Genomic DNA, 23006 nt, shown 5'->3' on the forward strand with positions numbered 1-23006 from the left:
GTTGAGCGCGTTTTGGTCGCCATAAATGGCGACCCTACATTGTTCGGTGCGCATTGAGGGAGAACCGGGTTGAATACGCACTCCCTGGCTTAAGTGAGCGGCATTACGCCATACATGTCGCCGTTACGGATCTGTGCAGACAGCAAGTGCATGCCCGCGCAGATCACGTAGCAATGGCAAAACCTACAGCCAACCCTCAAACCACTCCGGCATCACAAACAAGTTGAAGTGATTCACCAGCATCATCAGGCCGACAAACACCACCGACACCGAAACCCACTGGCGGGCATACGGCATAAAGCGGATACCAATCACCGGCTTGATAAAGAACGGATGGGCGAAGGCAGAAATCAGCACCTGCGAGATGGATAACGTCAGCGCTACATACAGCACGTTCGGCCAGATGTAGGTTGTCGCCAACACCACCACTACCACCAGACTGGCGACGATGTTCCAGTAGAACTCGACGTTAGTCTTACCGTTCGCCTGGGAAATTGCGCCGGTTAAGCCACCCATCGGGCGCAGCATACCGAACAGCAGCATCAGTGGAATCAGATGGTAAACCTGCTCATGCGACGCGCCATACAGCACGCGTACGATCACCGGCGAAAGAATGCCAATCGCCAGATACATCGCGCTGCTGAACAACATGATGACGAAGGTGCCTTTCAGGAACAGATTTTTCAGCTGCTCCGGATCGTGCTGCTTCTCGGCGAAACGCGGCAGCGCCAGACGGTTAATCACCGGCGAGACCAGTTTCAGTGGCTGCAGAATCAACTCTTTGGCCAGCGAGTAGATCCCCAGCATCTCCGCGCCCATCACTTTACCGACGATTAACGCATCCGCCTGAGTACGCAGCTGGTTAATGGTCTGAGAACCCAGCTGATAAATGCCGTAACGCACCGCGCTGATGAAGGTCGCCCCTTCAAACTCCCACGTTGGACGCCACGACTTCTCCCCGAAGTAGATCATGCACAGGATGCGCGTAAAGGCATTGATGAACAGCCCAAGGATCGCCGCCGCCACCGTGAGCGAAGTAAAGTACAGCATCGCCACGGTACAGATAAACGCGAACAGCTTGGTCGCCATCTCAATCTTCGCCAGCGTCACCATACGTTTGGATTTCACATAGTGCGCCTGATACTGCGACAGATGTCCCAGCACGAGGAAATTGAGGCTGGTGAGCATGATCAGCCCTGTCAATTCAGGCAGGTGATAGAACCACGCCACCGGGAAGGCAATCGCCAGCATAATCAAACCGGTACACAAGCTGAGCGAGACGTTGACCCAATAAATCGTACTCTGCTGGCGGCGGTTGATGTCCTGGCGATGCACGATGTAGCTGCTCATCCCCATATCCTGCAACACCGTTGCCACCGCCAGAATGGCATTGATGATGGCTAATAAACCCAACTCATGCGCTTCCAGTTTTCGCGCCAGAACGCTGAGCTGTAACACCTGCAGCAATGCCGCGAAGCAGGTACTGCCAAACAGCCAGACGGCCTGTTTTTTTAATCCGCTCACACCATGCGCTCCAGAATTTTAGCCAGCTCACCATAAGCAATGTGCTGATTGAACTCGGTTTCCACTTTGTGTCGCGCGGCAGCCACTACCGGCGCGACATCAACATCGCCGCGTGACAGACGCAACAACGTGTCGGCCAACTCTTCAGCATCGTTTTCCGAGACCAGCCAGCCGCTGACGTTGTTCTGAATCAGCTCCGGGATGCCGCTGTGATAGGTCGAGACCACCGGCAGCCCCACCGCCATCGCTTCCATCAACGCCACCGGAATGCCTTCCATGTCGCCATCCGCAGCGGTTTTGGACGGTAACAGGAAGATATCGGCATCGTTCAACGCCTGGCGAATCTCCTCTTGCGGCTTGAAACCTGGCATAGTGACAAAGGCTTCCAGTCCGGCACGCGCGATGTGTTCACGCATCATGCCGTCCTGTTCACCGTTGCCGATAATGGTGAACTCGAACTGCCCACCGTTGTTGCGCAGAATTTCACTGGCTTTTACCGCCACGTCTAAGCCCTTTTTCTCGGTCAAACGCGCGACCGAGACAATTCGCAGCGGCTGATGAAACGCCTCACGCGGCCTGAAGTTAAACTTCTCCGGCTCGATGCCCATGCGCGTCACGTGCACCTTCTCGCGTGGACAACCCATCTCAATCAGCTTGTTCTCCCACAAATGGCTGATGGGCAACATCAACTCGCTTTGTTTGAACAGGTTGACGTAATCGAGCTTGTGCTCTTCGAGAATGTGACGGCGCGAAATATCCGCGCCGTGGAACACCGTCGCCTGCTTGCCTTTCAGCACGCCGAGCTCACGCAGTTTGTTGGCCAGCGCACCGGCATAACCAAAGTGCACCAGAAACACATCCGCGGTGAAGGTTTGCTTCGCGTTAGCAACAATCGCCGGCAGCAGCAGCTTTTTCGCCTGCTGCCCGTATCGACCGACATTGAGTGATTTGATCAACGCCGGCTTAGCGATTTTCGGCAGCATCAAACCAATGCGCTGCGTCAGCTTATCGAGATTCGAAACTTTCTCTTCCGGCAGTAAATAGTGAGTTTTCGCCGCCAGATTGTAATCATCGAACGCGGCGTGGCGATTGATCATATCGCCTGGAAACACGGAGATAATCTCCACGTCATAGCCTGCATCGATGAAATGCGTTACCTGATTGAGGACAAACGTCTCAGAGGCAACCGGAAAACGCATGGTGAAAAAGGTCAGCTTCATCACTTACCCCAGCACGTTGAGAATTTCTGCCGTAATGCGGTTACCAATTTCACGCTCCTGCGCCACCGCGGTATCCACTTTGCGCTTCACGTTGTCGTAATCGGCCAGCACGGTTTGTACTTTGTCGATCAGCGAGCCATCCATCAGGCTTTGCACGTCGGTGGCCATTTGCGGCAGTCCAAGCTGCTTCATCACGCCGAGCGATTTGTGCTCATAGTTGATGGCCACGGCTGGGGTACCGAAGTTCATGGAAATGATGGCGGAGTGCAGGCGGGTGCCAATGGTCAGGTGACAATGGCTTAGCAGGATGCCGAGTTCGAGATCGTTGAACTCGTCCATGATGACATGGTAATGCTCGGGATTTTCGACGTGGTCGCGCAGCGTCAGCGCGACCATCCGGTCGTCTTTGGCGTAGCTATCGATGCCGGTACAGGTAGAGAAAGCCACCACCTGATAGCCCTCGGCAATCATCGCATTGATGACTTTCCCGAAGGCCGCTTCGTACTCTTTCTGCGTCACGCCGAGACGTTTATCGAACGGTGCCAGTTCACGCACGGTGATGGCGATGGTTTTACGCGCGCTGATGATGTTTTTCCAGTGCAGCAGGTTGTGACTCGGGTTTTCTACATCACGCGCTTTCACCAGGAAGGCGGTATCCACGCCCTTCTTCACTCGATTGGTGGTGACACCGTCTTGTTTTAGACGATCGAAGCTAACTTCTTCACGCAGCACCAGGCTATCGACGCGATCGAACACGAAGTTGGCCAGCGCATTCACGCGCGGGTTCTCGAAGGGTCCCACGGAGTGACCGACCATGTGCAGCGGCTTTTTCGCCATCAATGCACAGAGCGCGTGGTCAAATTGCGTCACACCATACAGATCGACGAAGAACGAGCCGCCCACCTGAATGATGGCGTCATACTGTTCCAGACTTTTGGTGAACTGCGCCAGATGTGGCGGCACAGAAAACGATTTGTACAGGCCACCCTTGCCCAGATGCGCCATCATGATCTCGGGCATCAGACGGTTGGCCACTTTACGTTTAACGCTGCCCACCAGCCCTTTCGCTGATTTGCTGTTATGCAGAAACAGGGAATCCTGCTGGATATCCTGTTGCAATAAGTACCCGGAGCTTGTTGGATAACGACTGATCACATCAATATCGAGGTCGCCACGCGCAGACTGCAAAGAGTCGATCAGTCCACGTAAAATCGCGCCATCCCCACGATTTCCACAGGTATGGTTTCCCACCAATAAAATCTTCATAAACACTCCAGAAAAATTTTTTTAATTTTTTACAAGCCACGCCATTTCCTGCACGGGCAAAGTGAACTCTGTGTTAAAAAACTGCAATGGGAACAATGCCCAAAATAGAAAATCTGTTCTCAAACGGGCGACCTGAGGCCGCTCCAAACTTTTCCCGGAGAGGACGCAAACAGCTGCGTCCTCTCCGGTTCGAGCATTACGACTTCACTGCAAAATAGGGTAACGCCACCTGTTCGCCGTTAATCACCACCGAGACAAATCCTTTCGGCGCACGCGTATCTACCTGCTCCGGTTTCAGCGCGCGCGAGGCCAACAGCAGATCGCCCTGCTCGTTACCGCCGATCCCCGCTTTACCGTTGTGCAGGCTGAAACGCTGCGGTGCCTGCTGGCTGCCGCTGGCAGGACTGCCCTGCGCCATGGTGGCATCCACACGCGCACAGCGTCCGGTGAGGAAGCGGTCCTTGGCGGTGCTTTTAATCAAAATCGCGGTGGTAGGTGTCCAACCAGCCAGCTTGACGAACACTTTCGTGTCCGTCTCTGAACGCGGTTCAAAGCGGACATCTACCACCGGTGAACTGCCTTCGGCTGACCAGCTGGCTTCCGCATTTTTGGTTTTGCGTTGCAGATGAATCACCGCACGACCGCCGGTGCCTTTGCCGTCGATGACGTTCATTAACGGCTGATTAGCCGTGCCGTTATTGAATTGCGATTGACCAAACACCTCGATCTCCCAGCTGTCACCCACCGTAGGTGAGTAGAAGTTACCGAGTTCAAACCAGGTTTCCTGGTTGGTGTTATTCGCCAGGCGGAAGCGTGAAGTGATGTAGTTGTATTTCAGGCTGCCATCGATGGCGACGCCGTAAGATTCCACGCGCGTTGAACCCATCTCCCAGATGTTGAGCCAACGCTCGCCTTCCATCGAGTTGTCAATCCAACTCCCCGCTTGCAGGTTGGTCTGGCGCATGTTCAGTCGCGAGTTGTGCGCGATCAGTGGATTTTTACAGTCTTCAATGCTGAGCGCATCGATAATCCACTGCCCATTGGAAATGTCACCGGGAAACTCGCTGTGCTCGATCCAGCCGTTATGAATGATCGACTGGCTGCAACGCGGCAGATTCAACACCTTACCGCCTTTACAGTGCTGGGCGTTGAAGTTGGAGAGTTCAATCGCCGTGCTGTGATCCCAGGCGCCAGCCTTTTGGCCTGACCAACTGGCTTTGATCACATCGCCGGTACAGGCATTGGCGTACCACTGATCGATTTTACAATCCAGCGTATCCAGTAAGCTCAACGACACCCCGCCAACCTGATTAAGGCGCAGGCAGGCACCGCGGAAAAATTGCCCACCGGGACAAGTGTTGCGGAACAGCCCCTGCTTATTAGGCCGCTTGTCGTTTTGGCCGTTGAAAATCAGATTGGAGATTTCCGTCCAACGCGCGTTCACCTGGAACAGGAATTCAGAGCGACCGTCTGAAGTCAGGGTGGTCGCCGGGAAATAGCCAAAATTGACCATCGCGCCGGAGATGCGGAAGTAGCGTCGTTGTTCATTACCGAAATCGCACTCGGTGACGAAGAAATTGCCTGCCGGGAACTGCACACAGATCTGCTGATTGGCATCAATTGACCATTGATACATGGCTTTTATCGCCGGTGCGGCATCGGTTTTGGCATCGGCAATGGCGCCAAAATCGAACAGCGTCAGGCGGTTAAAATCTTCAACCACGCGACGCCAATAGAAACCGTTACCACTGAAGATAACGCCGCCATCATCTTTGCCGTCACCAAAAGCGCCAACGAATTCCCCGCCGCCCACTTCTAAGCCTTCATGCCAGCTTTTCAGCTTGATTTTGGCGCCGGCGAACAGCGGACGCGTTTTCCGTAACTCATCGACCGACGGGATTTCGCCAATCAACTGATAGCCATTCGGCTGCGCCAGACGCTGACTAAAGTTACTCGGGTTGGGTCGCGAAACATCTGCAATCGAAAACAGCGTATTCCCCTGGTCGTCTTCCACCACCATGGAGTGCGAAGGATTGGCGATCAACGCTGCATTATCGTGGATGAATTGCGCGAAGTTGCCCTTATTCAGCGCAATAGGCTGGCTGATTTGTGACACTTTACCGCTGGCATCGCGCAGGAAGACCGGAATCTGATTGCCCGCTTTGCTGGCATCCTGACCGGCCTGCCCGATCCACAATTTGCCCTCAAAGTTCTGCCAGAACTGTGGTGGCATGGTGTAGACATTTTCCGGCGTTAAAATCGGCACATCGCCCTGCGGTACGCTGGACGGATCGACAGCTTTCAAAGCAGGTTGACCACTTTTTGCCGCATAGCTGGAAAATGCGCTCACTGAGAGCGCGGCAACAATGGAGGAGGCTGCAGTTTGCAAGACTTCTCTTCTTTTCATGCTTTCAATCCCGTGGTCATGGGGCTGCGTAACAGCCATAAATGTGATCCCGGAGGCACGAGAACGGACGCTTAAACCAGCGCCAGCCAGCTTTGTTTGATCTGGTTACCGTCAAACTTCAGCGCAGTTTCTTTGGTTTTTTCGCTCATGGCGTAGAACAGGCTATCGTCACTCGCCAGCTGTTCCATCCGCGCCAGAAACGTCGATTTGTCATTCATCGGCACCAGGAAACCATCTTCCCCGTGGTTGATGATTTCCTGCGGGCCGGTTGGGCAGTCATAAGCCACCACCGGCAATGACCAGGATTTCGCTTCGAGCAGGACCAGTGGCAAGCCCTCATAACGCGAGGTCATCAGCGCCATGTCGCTGTCACGGTAGTAATCGTTGATGTTGCTGACTTTGCCGACGAAATTCACGCTGTCGGTGATGCCCAACGCCGCAGCCTGATCGTGCAATTGCTGACGCAATTCACCGTCACCGGCAATCACCAGCGTCCACTCAGGATGGGTTTTGCTAAAATCAGCCCAGATATCCAGCAGCAGGTCGAAGCCTTTTTGATTGTCCAGACGCCCCACCGCCAGCGCCTGACGGCTGCGGCTCTGGCGCTGAAAGGCCTTGTACACCACCGGGTTGGGGATCTGCTTACTGGCGATATTCCAGCGGCTGAACACCTGATGATCTTTGTCCGTCAGCACGATGACCTGGTCGTAATAGCGCAGCAGCATCCATTTCAGCGCTTTGATCGGTTTGCTAAAGGAGTTAATCGCAATGTGTTCACAGGCGTAGGCTTTAAAGCGTTTTTTCTTCATCGCCATCAAATTCCAGAAGGCGAACATCACGCTCAGGCGGCCCATGCTGATCAGAAATACGCTGTCGAACCCTTGCTGATGAATGCTGGCGACAGCGCTTTTAATCGGGTTGCTGTGCCCTTCAAAACTGACGATCTCTTTCACGCGATCGAACGGATAAAAGGTTTTGCCGTACCCTTCCAGCGAATAAATGGTGACGGCGTGCTGCTCTCCAAGGCACTCCGACATGAAATTACAGATGTTTTCCGTGCCCGCGTAGGAGTAGGCATCCTTAATCACTAAAACGATCTTTTTCATAAAACGCTTTCCACCTCAAAATGTGAACTTAAGACCCAACGCCTGCGTGCTGCTCACGTCGTAACAACACGAAGGATGCCGGGTCTTAACGATGCTTCAGGGTGAAGAGAACGCCGTTCACCATATACCAGCCGTAATAGTAATAGATTTTTAACGGATTGTTTTTATAGATAATTCTTAATAATTCGAGGTGCCATTTCGCCGCTTTATTCTTATTGCGCGAGAGGGAATCGCCCAGCTCGTAATAGTTGACCAGCGTCTTCTGGATCACCCGAGCTTGCTTGTAGCGGAGGAACAGTTCGTAGAGGAACAGGAAATCTTCATGCCCTTTACGCTGGAAGAAGATGCCCTGAGGAGGACGGCGGAAACATACGGAAGAGAAGCAGACGCGATACTGCTTCTTCACGAAGTTTTCCTGCTGCAGATAGGGTTTGCTGTAGAGAATATCGTGGTCGGCGGTTTTGGTTTTGTAATGATAATGCGTGATGACAAAATCATCACCCGCCGCGATCGCCGCAGTCTGTTCGGCGAGTTTATCGGCGTGCCATTCGTCGTCACTGTCAAGAAACGCGATGATCTCTTCTTTCGCGGCACGCAGACCCACGTTACGTGTTTCCGCCGCACCGAGGTTGACGTCATTGTTAAGAATGGTGATGCGCGCATCAGTGCAGTGTTCGCGTACATAGGCCAGCGAATCATCGGTGGACTGATCGTTTATTAAATAAAGATGCCAGTCGCTATAGGTCTGATTGACGATCGATTCTACCGCACGCAATACCGTTTTACGCGCGTTATACATCGGCATCACGATACCGACGGTGCCAACATGATTTGTCATTTGCATACCCGGAGTGTCAGGAACCAAAAAATTGCTCCCGGTGCGGGAGCAAGTGAAATTTATATAAAGTGAATCAGGAGACGGCTCGTCCGCCAGAGAAACGGGACTTCACCTTATCGAACAGTCGATTCAGGAAATAAGCCCGGTTATCACGATTGGTCAGAAAGAAGTAGCGCGCGAAACTGAGGCTCGCCTGCAGTGATTTACCATCCATCTTGTAGCGCAGCGGCAGCTTGAACGCCTTATAGGTATGGACGTCACGTGCCGTGAGGTGCGGCTTCATGGTGTCCAGCCAGAAGAAGGAGTACTTCACCGACTCGCCTTTGTGCTTGGAACCAAATTTGGTCACCAGATGGTAGGTGGCGAGCGGCTTATCGATCATCACAAATTCATAGCCCATGCGGTCAGCACGGATGCAGAAATCGTAATCCTGATGGCGAATATAACGCGCATCAAAACGGATTTTATCGGCATCTTCGCGCTTCAACACAATGGTGCTGGTTTGAATAAAGCCGTAACAGCCAAACAGATATTCAGCGATGGTTTCATTCTTGCCCGGTTCCTGCATCGGCATCACCTTGAGGAAACGGCCATCCTGATGAATGTTCACCTGGCTGAAAATCAGATAGTTCGACTTACCCTGTGCTTCAAGTTTGGTGATGGTGTCATAAACGGTGAGCAGCTTATCGACGCCCCACTCATCATCGGCATCAAGGAAGCTGATGAAATCGCCCTCAGCCAGTTCGATACCTTTGTTACGAGCACCGGCACCGTTGAGTTTCACCTCAGACAGCTCAAGTTTAATGTCCAGATCCTGATAACGCTCACTGCGCACCACCTGTGCCAGTTCAGCGGCATCAGCCGATTTGTCATCCACGATGATGACTTCAAAATTGCGATAGGTTTGCGCTTTGACGCAATCCAGCGTCGTTACAATCGACTTCGACGCGTTATACGCGGGAATTACAATTGAGAAACGAATATCCTGCATTGCCAGTACCTCTAAAAACTTCTGGTTAACAGTAATACGAATATTAAGCGAAGGTAATCAGTCAAATTCTTAATTTTCGGCTGCTGCTTTGGTTGCTGCTTTAGACTTACCGCCACTGCTGCCGATAAACGGTTTTTCCACCCAAAGATAGGTCATTTTTGCGACATAAAACGCCGCAACAAAGAACAGTGTAGATAACAGCGTAAACATCCAGTAATTATGCGGATATAACGTCGGTGGAATTTGTTCAATACCGTACAGCACCACACCATGAATCAAATAGAGGCTGTAGCTCACTTCACCAATCGACATCAAGGTCTTATTTTCCAGCAGTCCCATCAGCGAATTACCGCTACTGACAATAAAGAAGATCACCGTCAGGGATATCAGGAAGAAGACATAGAAGAAGGTATTTGAGGTGAAGAACAGAGAGAATACGGCCAATCCAAGGCTGAGGATTGCCGCACTGTGTGAATGGCGTAGACCAGCAAATCTATCACGGAACTTATAAGCAAAATATCCCATCGCAAAGCCGAGTACCGGACGCGGATCGGTATAGGTTTTCCCATATAAGCGTAATGCGACGGCAATGATGAAAATAACGCCGATGGACGAGAGGATCAGCAGAGTTTTGTATTTCCCGCGCGTTAAACGGTTGAGGAAATAAATCACGGGAATAGACAAATACAGCAGCCATTCCAGACGCAGCGTCCACTCCACGCCGGAGTTCACCACCGCTGTAGACATCTCGCCAACGTTGTAACTGCCAATGAACAGCAGCCATAAAACGGCATCTTTCAGCGCTTGCAACGGCGGCATCAGCGCACCTTGCAGCGCACCAATGGTAAAGATAACGAAACCTGAGAACCAAAACATCGGCACAATACGTCGAACGCGTGAACGCCAGAGTTTTCCACTCAACTGTGCAGGGGTGAGCGTATCGTTATCCAGCCAGCGATAGAACAGGAATGCCGAAATCATAAAGAACAGCAAGACGCCGAATTTACCCGAGTTCACAAAAAAATTGCCCTCAGAGAACCAGGCAAAATAGTTTTTATCATATATCCACGGTTGATCCAGCCCGTAAATATAATGAACAAAATGAGAAAAGGCGACAATACTGGCAAGGAAAGCACGCAGGCCAGAAATACTCTTCACGCCTTTATCATTATAAATACCGCGATGATAAGAGCAGGCATGTAAAATGAGCAATGCAAGGCAGAACGAAACCACCATAATCATGATGTACATATCAGGATCCCTTATAAAATCGACACAACAAGGTTAGGGGCTTTGCTGCGCAAGACTTTGCTGAACAAGTGGGCTAACAATACTAAAGGTACGATCCGCTTTGGCTTTATACAGTGACTCCAGCGGATGAATACAGTCGTCAGACATCTGCGACTGCCAGTCACGATCTTCTTTAATCACCCTATACTGGTGAACCACGGCAACCTGTTGCTGCTTAGCCACCTGATTAAGTTGCCAGACGTAGGGCCAAACATTCCAACGTTCCGCTTTGCCGCAAATGGGATTCGGCTCCTGCAAAATAACCTGTTTATGGTTCTGCTTCGCCACTTCGACCAGCCGCGTGATAATCCGCCCATACTCTTCAGGGCTTTCAAGGTGCACCTTCTTATCCTTGAAAAAATAGTGTCGGGCATCGTTAATGGCGTAGTTGATCAAAACGATTTTGGCCGGGGAGGTTTTCATTAAGTCCTCCCAATGGCTTTGATCATCACCGCCATGCGGGTACAACAACTCAGCGGCCTGCGCACCGGGAACACCGTGGTTTTTCACCACGATGTTGACCCGATCGCCATACTGCTGTTGCAGCATTTGCGTCAATTCACCGATTTCACTGGCTTGGGTGATGCTGCTTTTACGGTCTTTGCTGATGACACCCGCGGTCGTGGAATCACCAAAAGCGTCAATCTGCAACGTGCTTAAACCCGGTGCTGCCAGTGCCGCAATCGGTGCCAGCGCGAGGGCTAAAACCATCAATTTTCTTGTCATGTTACCTCTCTGTTACCTAAAGATTTTGAACTCCTGCGCCACCTCGTAGCCGACAACGGCCTGTTTCTGCGAGATGGTGTTGTAGTAGAGGTAATAAACAAGAAAGAAACTGAACATCGCGAACATCGCCGGTTTGAGTAATTGCCGTGATTGATAGATCAACGAGGTCAGTAGAATAGGCTCAACTTGCAACAGGTAGTTGGAAAGCCTTGCCCCGGATGAATAGTTATAGAAGAAGATCCTGATGGCCCCGCCCAGCGCGAAGGTCACAATCATCAGATAGTTAAATCGCCACTGCTCAGCGTTGTTGCGTTTCAATTCATCGCTGAGCATGAAATAGACAAACATACACACCAGCATGATGTTTTTAAGGTTAGAAACCGAGAAGATACTGCCATCCGCGGTATTCGATGCTTCAGCACTGTAGCCTTCCGCCCTCTCCCCCATCGCGCCCATATGCGCACTGATCAAGCTGATAAAGTTTGTCCCGCCGAACTTCGACATCGGGATACTCAGCAAGATAATCAGCACCGGCCAATAGCGCCATTGACGGATAAACAAGAATGGCAAGACCGTAACCACCATAATCCCGGTGTTGTGGCTGAAGAAAGAGAGCAGGAAAAAGCCGAACGCTCCCCAGTAACGCTTCAGATACAGACACCAGAGCACACCCAAAAACAGCGCAGAACTGAGACCAAAGCGAATCTGGTTCATGTCTTTGTTGATGTAGATATGGGCGGAATAGAGTGCCAGCGCGAGGATCGGGTACGGTGACATTTTGCGGAAGAACACCGCGTTGGTCACCACCGCCAGAATGCTGAATACAAATAAGAAGGTGTCAGCATTACTGGAAATCAGGCTGGTTAGCCAGGCGATGGCAAAAATCAGCGGCTCATAACGGAAAAGCTCGACGGTGGCGCTAAAGCCGTTGATCTGCAGACTTTGAATAAAGCCGGTATAAAATGTCCGATACTGCAGGTCATCCATGCCGGTACCCAAACCGCGAATCCCGGCAAACACAATCAGAATAGCGGTGGCGATACACAGCAGGTAGAGCATCAGACCCGAGGTGCGCTCATCTTTTTTGACAATAAGCTCACTCAATGAAATCAGAAGCAACAATCCGGATATAACCCAATAGGGTGCCATGGTGTCATTCCTTACGCAAAAAGAGGCGGCAGATGCCGCCTCTAAGTCAATAACAGGGTGCGTTACACTTTCTGTTTATATTCGTAGTTGTAATAGTCGTAACCATAACCGTAGGAGTTCGCTGCTTTACGCACCACGGCGTTCAGGATGACACCCTTAATCTCGATACCGTTCTGCGCGAAGCGCTTGTAGCTAACATCCAACTCTTTGGTGGTGTTGGTTTCGAAACGCGCCACCATCAGCGACGTACCGGCCAACTTACCGATGATGGAAGCATCGGTCACCGCCAGAATTGGTGGGGTATCAATCAGCACCAGGTCGTAGTTCTTGCTCGCCCAATCCAGCAACTCACTCATGCGACGATGCATCAGCAGTTCAGACGGGTTCGGTGGTACCTGACCGCGTGGCAGGAAATCAAAACCGTACACGCCTTTCTGAATCATGGCCGGTGAGAACTCACTCTTGCCGGACAACACATTGGAGAGACCCATTTTGTTTTCCGAACCGAGCAGCTCATGGGTATAACCACGGCGCATATCACCATCGATGAACAGCACACGCTGGCCTGCTTTCGATACCAGGGTCGCCAGGTTGGCACAGATAAAGGTTTTACCAATACCCGGGCTGGCACCGGTAATCATCAGAATGTTGTTTTTGGCTTCCATCATCGCGAAGTGCAGGCTGGTACGCAGGCTACGAATCGCTTCGATGGAGAGGTCAGTCGGATTACCCAGCGCCAGCAGCGTATTGTGTGGGTCACTCTTCTCTTTGTGACCACGACGCGCCAGCGCTTCGGTATCTTTCTTACGTTGCCATTCTGACAGCGGTACGCTGGCATAGACGTTCATGCCCAGCTCTTCCAGCTGCTCAGGATTCTCAATACCGTGATGGAACAGCGCTTTCAGCAGCACCAGACCCACCGAGATAATCAGACCCAGAATAAAGCTGGCGGCAATAATCAACATTTTCTTCGGTGCCACCGGGCTACCGGCGGTTTCCGCACCGTCGATGATGCGCACATCACCCACGGTACTGGCTTTACTGATACCCAGCTCTTGCTGGCGATTCAGCAACTGCATGTAGATTTCCTGACCTGACTGCACATCACGTGTCAGACGCAGAATTTCCTGTTGGGTTTGCGGCATACCGGCAATTTTCTTGTTCAGTTTTGCCTGCTCATCTTCCAGGGTTTTGCGTTTTTCCAGCAGCGCGCGATAGGTCGGGTGATCTTTGGTGTAGAGCTGTGACACTTCAGCTTCTCTGAAGGTCAGTTCGTTCAACTGGCTCTGCACGCTAACGGAGGAGTCGAGCGCCGATTTCGCTTCCAGCGACATATCCACCGATTCATTCTGGCGGCGATAGGCGTTGAGCTTGTTCTCCGCATCATCCAGACTGCTACGCACTTGTGGCAGTTGGTTGCGCAGGAACTCCAGGCTCTTCTCAGCCTGCTCAGATTTGCGGTCAACGTTCTGCAGCAGATAGTTGTTCACGATCTGATTCAGTACTTTGCTGGCACGCACCGGATCTTCATCCTGATATTCCAGACCCAGCACACCGGTCGTTTTGCCTTTATCGGCGACGGTCAGCGCGTTCAACACCGCTCTGATGGCCTGCAAGTCAGTGAGTTTGGTGACGTTGAAGCTGGTCCCTTCATCAGCCTGGATACCGCTGACCAGCATAGTGACGTCACCATGCTGCTCCAACTGACCCACGCGGCCTTTGAACAGCTCATCACCCTCGCTGGTCACGGTATAAGTCTGCGGCCCTGTCACTTCCAACTGCACCGTACGCTTATCGATAGTGCGCGGAATTTCCAGGCGAGAAATGGCGATTTCAGACGGCTTGTTGCCCATCAGGCGCGACAGACCTTTACCAATCACCGGGAAGTAGTTCTGCTCCACCACGGTATCCAGACCTAAGTCATTGACCGTTTTGCCCAGCACCATACGGGATTCGAGGATTTGAATCTCAGTGTCGGAAGCGGGTGTCGTTGGAATCACATCCTGCAATTCATTCAGAACAGAAGCCGTGTTTTTCTGCTCTACCTGAACCATGGCATCGGCGCTGTAAATCGGCGTTGCAAACAGTGTGTAGAGCGTTCCTGCCAACATGAAGAAGGCGGTAACGGCCACAATGATCCAGCGATGATCAATTAGCTGTCCCACAAGATGCGCCAGATCCCATCCACTCGAATCTTCTTTTGGCGCGGTCATAACCTTGTTTTTAATATTCATGGGTATTCCCAACTATCGGCTTAGTACGTTGACCCATTTCTGGGTAGCGTTTTCCAGTAACCCGTAGACCTCTTCGAAGGCCTCGCGACTTTTTTTGTACGGATCCGCAATTTCCTGCTGATTGAGCCAGTGCCCAAGCAGCATGGTTTTTCCGCGTGCGGCTGGGTCGATGCGATTCACCTGCTCAACGTGGCGCTTCTCCATCACCAGAATCAGGTCATAGTCACGGCACATACTGGCCGTTAACTGCTGAGCATGATGGCCTTCCAGCGATACGCCGTGTTCAGCGGCAACATCGCTGGCAGTCTGATCTGCCGGGAACCCCTTCAGAGCACCAAGCCCTGCAGAAGCCACCCGAGTTGAAGGTAGCGCGCGCTGGAACAGGCGCTCTCCGGTGGGAGAGCGGCAGATATTGCCGACGCAGACGACTAGCACGGACTTAATCATGCGGAAACCTTAGTTACCCCAGTTACGGAAACGTAGCGTTGCCTCGCTGGCATCATCGATACCCACGATGGTTGGCAACAGTGAGGAAATAACACGGTTCCAACGGGTAATCGGTGTCGCGGTGACGTAGACGATGTCGTACGGCTCCAGTTGGAATTCGGTGCCCATCACCATCGATGCCGCATCTTTGGTATTCAACTGATAGATGTTGGCGATCTTGGTGCGGTTGGCACCACGAATAGGACGAATAACGAAGACACCGGTGGCATCGGACGTGGTTTGATCCATCCCTTGCGCATTGCCCAGCGCTTCGGCCAGCGTCATGCCGCTGCGGTCCATTTTCAGCGTGGACTGCTGCTTCACTTCGCCCATCACAAAGACTTTCAGGTCATCGTTACGCGGAACGTAAAGAATATCGCCCGGATACAGCAGGTGGTTCTGGCTCAGGTCGCCGTTTTGCATCAGCGCCTGCAGTGAGATGCGCTGCTCTTTGCCCTGATGCGTCAGCACCACGTTACGCCAGTCAGCATCGGCGGCTAAGCCACCGGCGGCGTTGACGGCATCGAGTACGGTAAGCGGCACGTTAGTAATCGGCTGCTGACCGGAAGTGGTCACCGAACCGGTCACGTAGGTTTTCTGTGAGCGGAACGCCGCAACATTGACATCCACCTGCGGGCTTTCAATGAACTGCGCAAGGCGGCGCGCAATTTCAGCACGGATTTCCGTTACGGTGCGGCCGGCTACACGTACTTTACCGATGTACGGGTAGAAAATCGTGCCATCGGCCTGTACCCAGTTACCGGTGTCACTGGCGCTACGATACTGACCCGCTGGTGTGGTCAGCTCCGGGTGGTCCCAGACGGTGACGTTCAGCACGTCGCCAATGCCCACGCGATACTCGTAGCTTTGAATTTCGGTTTGCAGCGCCGGGTTGGCCTGCGCAACCAGAGGCCTCGGTCGCATCTGTTCAACCAGACGCGGCGTCAGCGGGAAGACGTTGACGTATTTGTCGATGTCAAAGTTGCTATCCTGTTGCTCAATGACATCTTTTCCGCCAGTGGAAAGGTGCGAACCTGGTTCAATGGTGCACCCGGAGAGAAAAGTTGCGGATACCAGTAAAGGTATCAATTTAATTTTCATTATCATCTGATTCTTCGCTATCAGTTAATGATTGATAGAGGCGAAAACGCCGCTGTGTAGCGTCTTATAAAAAAATAAAACTGACGGGTTAAACACTGAAACTGTGGGTCATTATTATGCGCTCCCTTGGTTTTATGTTGTCACCGTGCCCTGAGACGACATCAAGTAAAGTCGGTGATTACCCTGCCGGCAAGTCACCGACTCTATTCAGGCTCGATAATGGCAGTTGTCAGTTAAGGCACTCCCAGCACCGGCATTTCAGACGGGGATAATGACTTCGTCCCCTGCCCTTCTTCTCTTAATAAGCGCCATCGCGTTTCAGCACGACACCCACTGTCTTAAACAGGATCGCGATGTCATTCCACAGCGACCAGTTTTTGACATACCACGAATCGAAATAGACGCGCGTTTCATAGTCAACGTCGTTACGACCGCTAACCTGCCACAATCCCGTCATGCCGGGTTTCGCCATCAGGTAATAATCAACATCACCGGCATAACGACAGAGTTCGTCTTCAATCACTGGACGTGGGCCCACCAGGCTCATGTCGCCGCGTACTACATTCCACAGCTGCGGCAGTTCATCCAGACTGGTTTTACGGATGAAGTGGCCAACTTTGGTAATACGCGGGTCATTCTTCAGTTTGAAATCTTTATCCCACTCGGCGCGAGCGACCGGATCAGTGCGCAGGACTTCCTCCAGCACCTCTTTCGAGTTGATCACCATCGAGCGGAATTTAAGGCATTTGAATTTACGGCCGTTCATGCCGACACGTTCATGACCGTAAATCGGTGGACCACCGTCGCGTCCAACCATAAAGCCGAGGACCAGCAGCGCCGGTGACAGCGCAATGATGATGCCGAGAGCGCCGACAATATCGAAAGCACGTTTCAGGAAGCGTGAAGTGCGTTTCGCCAGATTATTGTTCACGCGCAGAATCATCACTTCATGGCTAAAGATGTAGGCCATGTCGGTACCGTAAAGGGGTACGCCGCGCAGGGTTGGAATCACTGAGACTGAACGGCAGTTATGCTTTGCCAGCATTTTCAGCCAGTTGTCGCGGTGTTGGCTTTGTTCAAACTCCACCGCCACGATGAACTGGGTTTCGCTGTGCGTCAGCTGCCACAGCTCTTGTTCATTGTGCAGCACCGGCACGCCAGAGAGGCTGGCCTGAGGGCAACTGCCATCGACATCGAAGAAGGCAATGACATCAAAACCCATCACTTCTTCGCTCTGCAGCGCCTGCCAGGCTTCTTCAGCATTACGGCTGCTGCCGATGATGATGGTTTGTTTCTTCCACATACCGAAGTGATTGAGTACGCGCTTAGAGATGGCGCGTGCCAGTGGAATTAAAATCAGCGCCAAAATCCAGGTGGTGACCCAGACAAAGCGCGACAGCTGCCACTGCGATAAGGCTGAGATTGACAAATCGATGACAGAGAAAATAAGAATGGTACGAAATATCTCTTTCAGCTCAAACCAGAATGGCTTGCGATAAGTGTAATGACGCAGGCGAACCCAGAACCAGCCTACGCAAATAATCGATAAGCAAACATGAGTGGCGATTTTTAAGTGCAGGTATTTTTCAGATATATCTGCCAGTGGAGAATCTGTGAACGAATTAATCACCGCCAGAGCAATAAACAATGCCGCGTTGAAACAAATTAAATCCGAGCACGCCAGTAAAATTTTAGTGAGGAGACTTTTATATGTAATTTGGTTATCGCGCATATTTAACTCTTTTATTTTATTTCCCTAATCCCTAACGCCTCTGCCCTGTGTAATAAACGAGCGATATATCCACTGCTAACGGGGAGGCAATCTGCGGCAAACGCTCCGGTGTTTATGCCAATTCTCTTTTTAGTAAAACCAAAGAATTGCAATAAATACCAACAGATTAGTCTGACTTCCCTTGCCACGATTTAGCCCTAATCTGAACGGAGAAAAGCACTTCAGGCACGCTACCGCCCTTGGCTGTCGCTGCCAATACCGCTGCAATCGCATCTATTTTCATCGCATTCACTGAGATTATTCTTAGCCAGCGGCAGGCTAATCCCGTGCACGATCACAATTCATAACATTAAGAAGCTAAACAGCGCGCTATTAACAACTTCGGCGCAGACATTTACTAACACGTTGCTATACTAGTTATTACTGGCTTGTTTACAAGTAGGCCCCGTGTCCCCTGCACTATTTTAGGAAAAAGACTACCAGTCATAAGTATTGATGCCATCCCTTTCAGCCCATTCCTGCGTAAAATTCAGAATAATTCGATACTCACCTTCGGACTGCTTCGCATTAAAAACGTACGCTTGCGCGTGAATATTAGAATTAATCGTCACTATCACGATGGGGTGAAGTTTATCCATACATTCATCTTATCGACGAATTGTCGCTTCTCAGAATATGCCTAAAACTCAGGGCAACAGGGTGATATAGCGCGATTTGCCTCATTTGTACCTTGCCCGCTGATTCACTATCATCAGACAAAACGCATTTTCAGACATTCAGGTGATGAAAGCATGATGGAGTGGATCCTCGATCCGTCGCTCTGGGCAGGATTAGTCACGCTAATCGTTCTCGAGCTGGTGCTGGGTATTGATAACCTGGTTTTTATTGCCATCCTGGTCGAAAAGTTACCGCCTGCAGCGCGTGACCGTGCGCGCGTGATCGGTTTACTGTTGGCGTTGCTGTTGCGACTGGTGTTGCTGGCATCGCTTTCCTGGCTGGTGACTCTCACGCAACCGCTGTTTACCCTGTTCCAGCACAATTTCAGCCCCCGCGATCTGCTGCTGCTCTCCGGCGGGCTGTTTCTTCTATATAAAGCGACGACGGAACTCAATAGTCGCCTGGAGGGGAGCGACGAAGAGAGCGGTCAAAGTAAGAACGGTGCTAAATTCTGGCCAGTGGTCGCGCAAATTGTGGTGCTGGATGCCATCTTCTCGCTTGATGCGGTGATTACCGCTGTCGGCATGGTGAACGAGCTGCCGGTGATGATGGCGGCGGTCACCATTGCCATTTTGCTCATGCTGCTGGCGAGTAAGCCGCTCACGCGATTTGTGAATGGTCATCCCACCATTGTGATTCTCTGCCTGAGTTTCCTGCTGATGATTGGCTTCAGTCTGGTCGCGGAAGGCCTCGGCTTTATTATTCCAAAGGGCTATCTCTACGCGGCGATTGGTTTCTCAATAGTGATCGAGATGTTTAATCAGCTGGCATTGTTTAATCGCCGCCGCTTCCTCACCGCCGGACGCCCGCTACGCCAGCGCACCTCAGAAGCCGTGCTGCGCATTCTGCGCGGTGAAGCTCAGCGTGCCGAGCTGGACGCCGATACCGCCTCATTGCTCAGCGACAGCGATGAAGGGGCGTTATTCAATCGCCAGGAGCGGCGCATGATTGCCCGCGTACTCGGCTTAGGGCAGCGCCACATCAGCAGCATCATGACATCACGCCACGATATTGAGCACATCGACCTGAGTGAAGATCCGGCCGCAATCATGACTAAGCTGGATAACAATCAACACACCCGCATCCTGATTACCGAACGCGGGCAAGATCCACTCGGCGTGGTACATGTGATTGATTTGCTCCATCAGTCGCTGCACAGCCATTCTCTTGATTTACGTGCTTTGGTGAAGCAGCCGCTGATCTTTCCCGAACGCCTGACGTTATTGCAGGCACTGGAGCAGTTCCGTCACGCCCGCACCCATTTTGCGTTTGTGGTCGATGAGTTTGGATCGGTGGAAGGCGTGGTCACCCTGAGCGACCTGATGGAGACGATCGCCGGGAATCTGCCGAATGAAGGCGAGGAGATTGATGCGCGCTATGATATCCAGCCGTTGCCGCATGGCGGTTGGGTGGCGAACGGACATATTCCTTTAGAGGATTTGGCAGCCTATGTGCACTTGCCACTGGATGAGAAACGGAATTACCACACGCTGGCCGGATTATTAATGGACAGCCTGCAACATGTGCCTGAAGAGGGAGAAGAGTTACAGGTGGGGGATTATTTATTGCGCACGCTGCAGGTGGAAAATCATCGGGTGCAGAAAGTGGAAATTGTGCCCGCGCCTGAGCTGGCACAGTAACCGACGCCGTTATGCCCAATCAAACCAGGCATAACGGCATTACAGGTAGATTAAGGTTGTTGCACCGCAGGCTTTTGGCGATCCAGCCACTCGTTCAGGCGCGATTTCGCTTCACTCTGCAACTGCTGGCGCACCACATCGTCAACCGGTAGTGAATATTGCAGGTTGTTCCAGCCACCGTACATCCGCAGTGGAATCGGCTGGCCGTTGAGCAGACTCGCTAACTTATCGTCACCTTTCCAGCCGCGCAGCATCATATTGATGGTGACGTCGAGTTGCTGGTTCACCACATCAACCGTGCCTTTGGTCTGCACTGCCAGGCGGCTACTGCCACCCTGCAGATCGGGCATGACAATCTTGCCCTGGTTCAGGCTAATACGGCCGCTCAGCTGCTGAATCCCCTGATCGTCAGGCTCATCATTGGTTACGCTACTACTCACGCGCGCCACGGCACGGCGCACCATCTGTTGCAGATTAAGCTGGGCGAGTTGCAGGTTGGTGGCCTCTAGCTCGGCGTTACCCTGCCAGTTACGCTTCGCTTCATCCACGCTCAGGCCCGTGCCGCTGAGATCGCCTTTCAGAGAGACCGTGCCCTGCAAACTCTCCGGCAGTTCCAGCGCTTTCATTAATGGTGCAATGGCGATGTTTTCAATTTCCGGCTGCAAGGCGACTTTCGTCGCCGGCTGGCGGATATCAATGCTGCCCGGAATCGAGAAGTGCCCATCGCCGATTTTTCCCTGCAGTTTGTTCAGGGTCATCAACCCTTCCTGATTGCTGGCATCAATCTGCAGATTGCTCAGCGTCAATCCGCGCCACACGCTGGAATCCGCATTCAGGTTCAGCGTTAAATCCATCAGATTCAACGGCGAGTCAGCGTTGGTGCGCGTGCGTGGTTCAGCGATCACTGGCGTGCGCGTCACGCTGGCATGCTGCGGGGTGCTGTTGTCGCTGGCGGGCGCGCTGGCCATCAGATTATCAAGATTCAACGTCGTGGCGTGTAAAGCCAGATTGAGCTGCTGAGGCAACATTAAACGCCCTTCGGCACTGCCATCCAACGTACTGTCGTTGGCCGTCAACTGCATCTTTTGCAACGCGAATTGCTGTTTATCGGCATTCCACTCGCCCTGCCCGCTCAGCGCCCCTTTGATGCCCTGCGGCGGGAGGTTAGCGCCATCCAGCGTGTAATCCATCTCCTCTATCTGCCCCACCAGCCGATGCGGATACTGCGCCACATTCATCTGCCCTTTAAGGTTGACGCTCACATTACGCTGATTGCGTGAAATGCGCGTGGCGAGTTCGATGCTGGCGGTTTTGCTGGCATCCTGATCGAGGCTGAGATTGAGATTACGGAAGTTGTATTCGTCGCCGCCGGGTTGCTGCCAGATCAGCAGACTATCGGCGAGGCGCAGTTTAGCAATATCGAATGACCAACCATTGGTACGCGTTACCACCGGCTCCGCGTCCGTGGGTGCCACCGGTGAACCGCTCGGTTTCTGGGCGGCGCTGTCAGGCGTGACGCGAATCACGGCATTTTTCAGCATCACCTGGCTGACGCTTAGCTGATGCGAGAGTAGCGGCCAGAGGTTGACATCCAGACGCATATTTTCTGCGGTGACCATCGGCTGACTGGCGCCAGGTGCGGTCAGGCTCATGCGCCCGGCGAGAATACTGAGTTGCGGCCAGACGTGCCAGCGCAGGCCACCGCTGACTTCAAGTTGATAACCACTGCGCTGTTCTACCTGCTGTACCATATAGGTACGAAAGTCGTTGGGATTGACCAGCAACACCAGTGCCGTCATGCCCGCCACGACCACCACTAACAGGATGGCCAGCGTCGTTATCACTCTTCTCATAATCCCTCATCACCGTCATTCTTCATGCTGCAGCGGCGTTGGCTGCGTTCATTTACCCCAGTCACACACTGATGCCAGCTACCGGGGATTCACCCTCTTACCGCTTTGCCGCACGTTGAATCATTAGGTGAACATCAGTCTTTGTCGATACGGCTGGCATCGGCACCCTGCTGACCACGATATTTTGCATCTTCGCGGCGGTTATAGGGGCGCGCTGCCGGGCCAGACAATGGCTCGAAGCTCAATGCGCCAATCAGCATGCCCGGGCGCAGCGCCAGCGGCAGCTTACCGGAGTTGTAGAATTCCAGCACGATGCGGCCCTGCCAGCCTGGATCGATACGGTGTGCCGTCACGTGCACCATCAAGCCCAGACGCGCCAGCGAGGAGCGGCCATCCAGCCAACCCACCAGATCATCCGGAATCGTGACCGATTCCAGCGTCACTGCCAGCGCTAACTCACCCGGATGCAGGAAGAAAGCTTCCCCTTCCGGCAGCACAATCTCATCGCTCATTACGCGATCCAGTGCGGCGCTGACTTCGTGTTTTGGGCCACTCAAATCAATAAACGGTGCAGTGTGACCACTGAAAGTGCGGAACTGGTTGCCGAGGCGCACATCCACGGTGGCGCCATTAATGCGCTCAACCGGTGGGCGCGGGTCAATCGCCAGTTTACCGTTGTCGAGCCAGGCTTCAATGTCGCGATCGCATAATCTCATCGCAGAGTCT

General features: G+C 52.5%; 17 protein-coding genes. 1 reads left to right on the top strand and 16 read right to left on the bottom strand.

Annotated elements, in window-relative coordinates; genetic code table 11:
* Window positions 1-183: 183 nt before the first annotated feature.
* From VH86_RS06620 to wbaP, 14 genes are all read right to left on the bottom strand, one after another.
* Window positions 184-1524, bottom strand: coding sequence for an MOP flippase family protein (locus tag VH86_RS06620; protein ID WP_045832317.1), 1341 nt, complete (start codon window positions 1522-1524; stop codon window positions 184-186).
* A complete protein-coding gene (locus tag VH86_RS06625; RefSeq protein ID WP_034824779.1) occupies window positions 1521-2744 on the bottom strand; it encodes a glycosyltransferase in 1224 nt (407 codons plus the stop codon). Before VH86_RS06625 ends, VH86_RS06620 begins: the two co-directional genes overlap by 4 nt.
* 3 nt (window positions 2745-2747) lie before the next feature.
* A complete protein-coding gene (wcaK, locus tag VH86_RS06630) occupies window positions 2748-4010 on the bottom strand; it encodes a colanic acid biosynthesis pyruvyl transferase WcaK (protein ID WP_045832318.1) in 1263 nt (420 codons plus the stop codon).
* A 196-nt stretch (window positions 4011-4206) separates the two neighbouring features.
* A complete protein-coding gene (locus VH86_RS06635; RefSeq protein WP_045832348.1) occupies window positions 4207-6417 on the bottom strand; it encodes a phage tailspike protein in 2211 nt (736 codons plus the stop codon).
* A 71-nt stretch (window positions 6418-6488) separates the two neighbouring features.
* Window positions 6489-7523: a glycosyltransferase gene (locus VH86_RS06640; protein ID WP_045832319.1), complete on the bottom strand. Its 1035-nt coding sequence runs from the start codon at window positions 7521-7523 to the stop codon at window positions 6489-6491.
* 85 nt (window positions 7524-7608) lie between these two features.
* Entirely contained in the window at window positions 7609-8361 is a 753-nt protein-coding gene (locus tag VH86_RS06645; RefSeq protein ID WP_045832349.1) for a glycosyltransferase family 2 protein, read from the bottom strand.
* Between the two features lie 73 nt (window positions 8362-8434).
* Complete coding sequence (locus VH86_RS06650; protein WP_038645955.1) at window positions 8435-9352, bottom strand: glycosyltransferase family 2 protein; 918 nt, start codon at window positions 9350-9352, stop codon at window positions 8435-8437.
* A 69-nt stretch (window positions 9353-9421) separates the two neighbouring features.
* Window positions 9422-10603 carry an acyltransferase gene (locus tag VH86_RS06655; protein ID WP_045832320.1) on the bottom strand — a complete coding sequence of 394 codons (1182 nt, stop codon included), beginning with the start codon at window positions 10601-10603 and terminating at the stop codon, window positions 9422-9424.
* Between the two features lie 33 nt (window positions 10604-10636).
* On the bottom strand, window positions 10637-11368 hold the full coding sequence (locus tag VH86_RS06660) for an SGNH/GDSL hydrolase family protein (RefSeq protein ID WP_045832321.1): 732 nt from the start codon (window positions 11366-11368) through the stop codon (window positions 10637-10639).
* Between the two features lie 12 nt (window positions 11369-11380).
* The gene (locus tag VH86_RS06665) at window positions 11381-12517 is read right to left on the bottom strand and encodes an EpsG family protein (protein ID WP_038645948.1); all 1137 of its coding nucleotides are present in this window, start codon (window positions 12515-12517) and stop codon (window positions 11381-11383) included.
* A 62-nt stretch (window positions 12518-12579) separates the two neighbouring features.
* Entirely contained in the window at window positions 12580-14751 is a 2172-nt protein-coding gene (wzc, locus tag VH86_RS06670) for a tyrosine-protein kinase Wzc (protein ID WP_045832322.1), read from the bottom strand.
* Window positions 14752-14763: 12 nt separating this feature from the next.
* Window positions 14764-15198 (bottom strand): protein-tyrosine-phosphatase, encoded by a 435-nt coding sequence (locus tag VH86_RS06675; RefSeq protein ID WP_045832323.1) that lies wholly within the window; start codon window positions 15196-15198, stop codon window positions 14764-14766.
* A gap of 9 nt (window positions 15199-15207) precedes the next feature.
* Window positions 15208-16338 (bottom strand): polysaccharide export protein, encoded by a 1131-nt coding sequence (locus VH86_RS06680; RefSeq protein ID WP_156149352.1) that lies wholly within the window; start codon window positions 16336-16338, stop codon window positions 15208-15210.
* Between the two features lie 298 nt (window positions 16339-16636).
* Window positions 16637-18070 (bottom strand): undecaprenyl-phosphate galactose phosphotransferase WbaP, encoded by a 1434-nt coding sequence (gene wbaP, locus VH86_RS06685; RefSeq protein ID WP_045832324.1) that lies wholly within the window; start codon window positions 18068-18070, stop codon window positions 16637-16639.
* A gap of 791 nt (window positions 18071-18861) precedes the next feature.
* Between wbaP and VH86_RS06690 the strand changes: the two genes are divergently transcribed.
* Window positions 18862-20427, top strand: coding sequence for a TerC family protein (locus VH86_RS06690; RefSeq protein ID WP_045832325.1), 1566 nt, complete (start codon window positions 18862-18864; stop codon window positions 20425-20427).
* Between the two features lie 50 nt (window positions 20428-20477).
* On the opposite strand, the gene asmA is transcribed toward VH86_RS06690, so the two are convergent.
* Both asmA and dcd read right to left on the bottom strand, forming a co-directional pair.
* Window positions 20478-22280 (bottom strand): outer membrane assembly protein AsmA, encoded by a 1803-nt coding sequence (gene asmA / locus VH86_RS06695; RefSeq protein WP_045832326.1) that lies wholly within the window; start codon window positions 22278-22280, stop codon window positions 20478-20480.
* A gap of 134 nt (window positions 22281-22414) precedes the next feature.
* Entirely contained in the window at window positions 22415-22996 is a 582-nt protein-coding gene (gene dcd / locus VH86_RS06700) for a dCTP deaminase (RefSeq protein WP_034824828.1), read from the bottom strand.
* Window positions 22997-23006: the final 10 nt, after the last annotated feature.

It is taken from the genome of Pantoea sp. BL1 (assembly GCF_000963985.1).
GTDB lineage: Bacteria > Pseudomonadota > Gammaproteobacteria > Enterobacterales > Enterobacteriaceae > Pantoea > Pantoea rwandensis_B.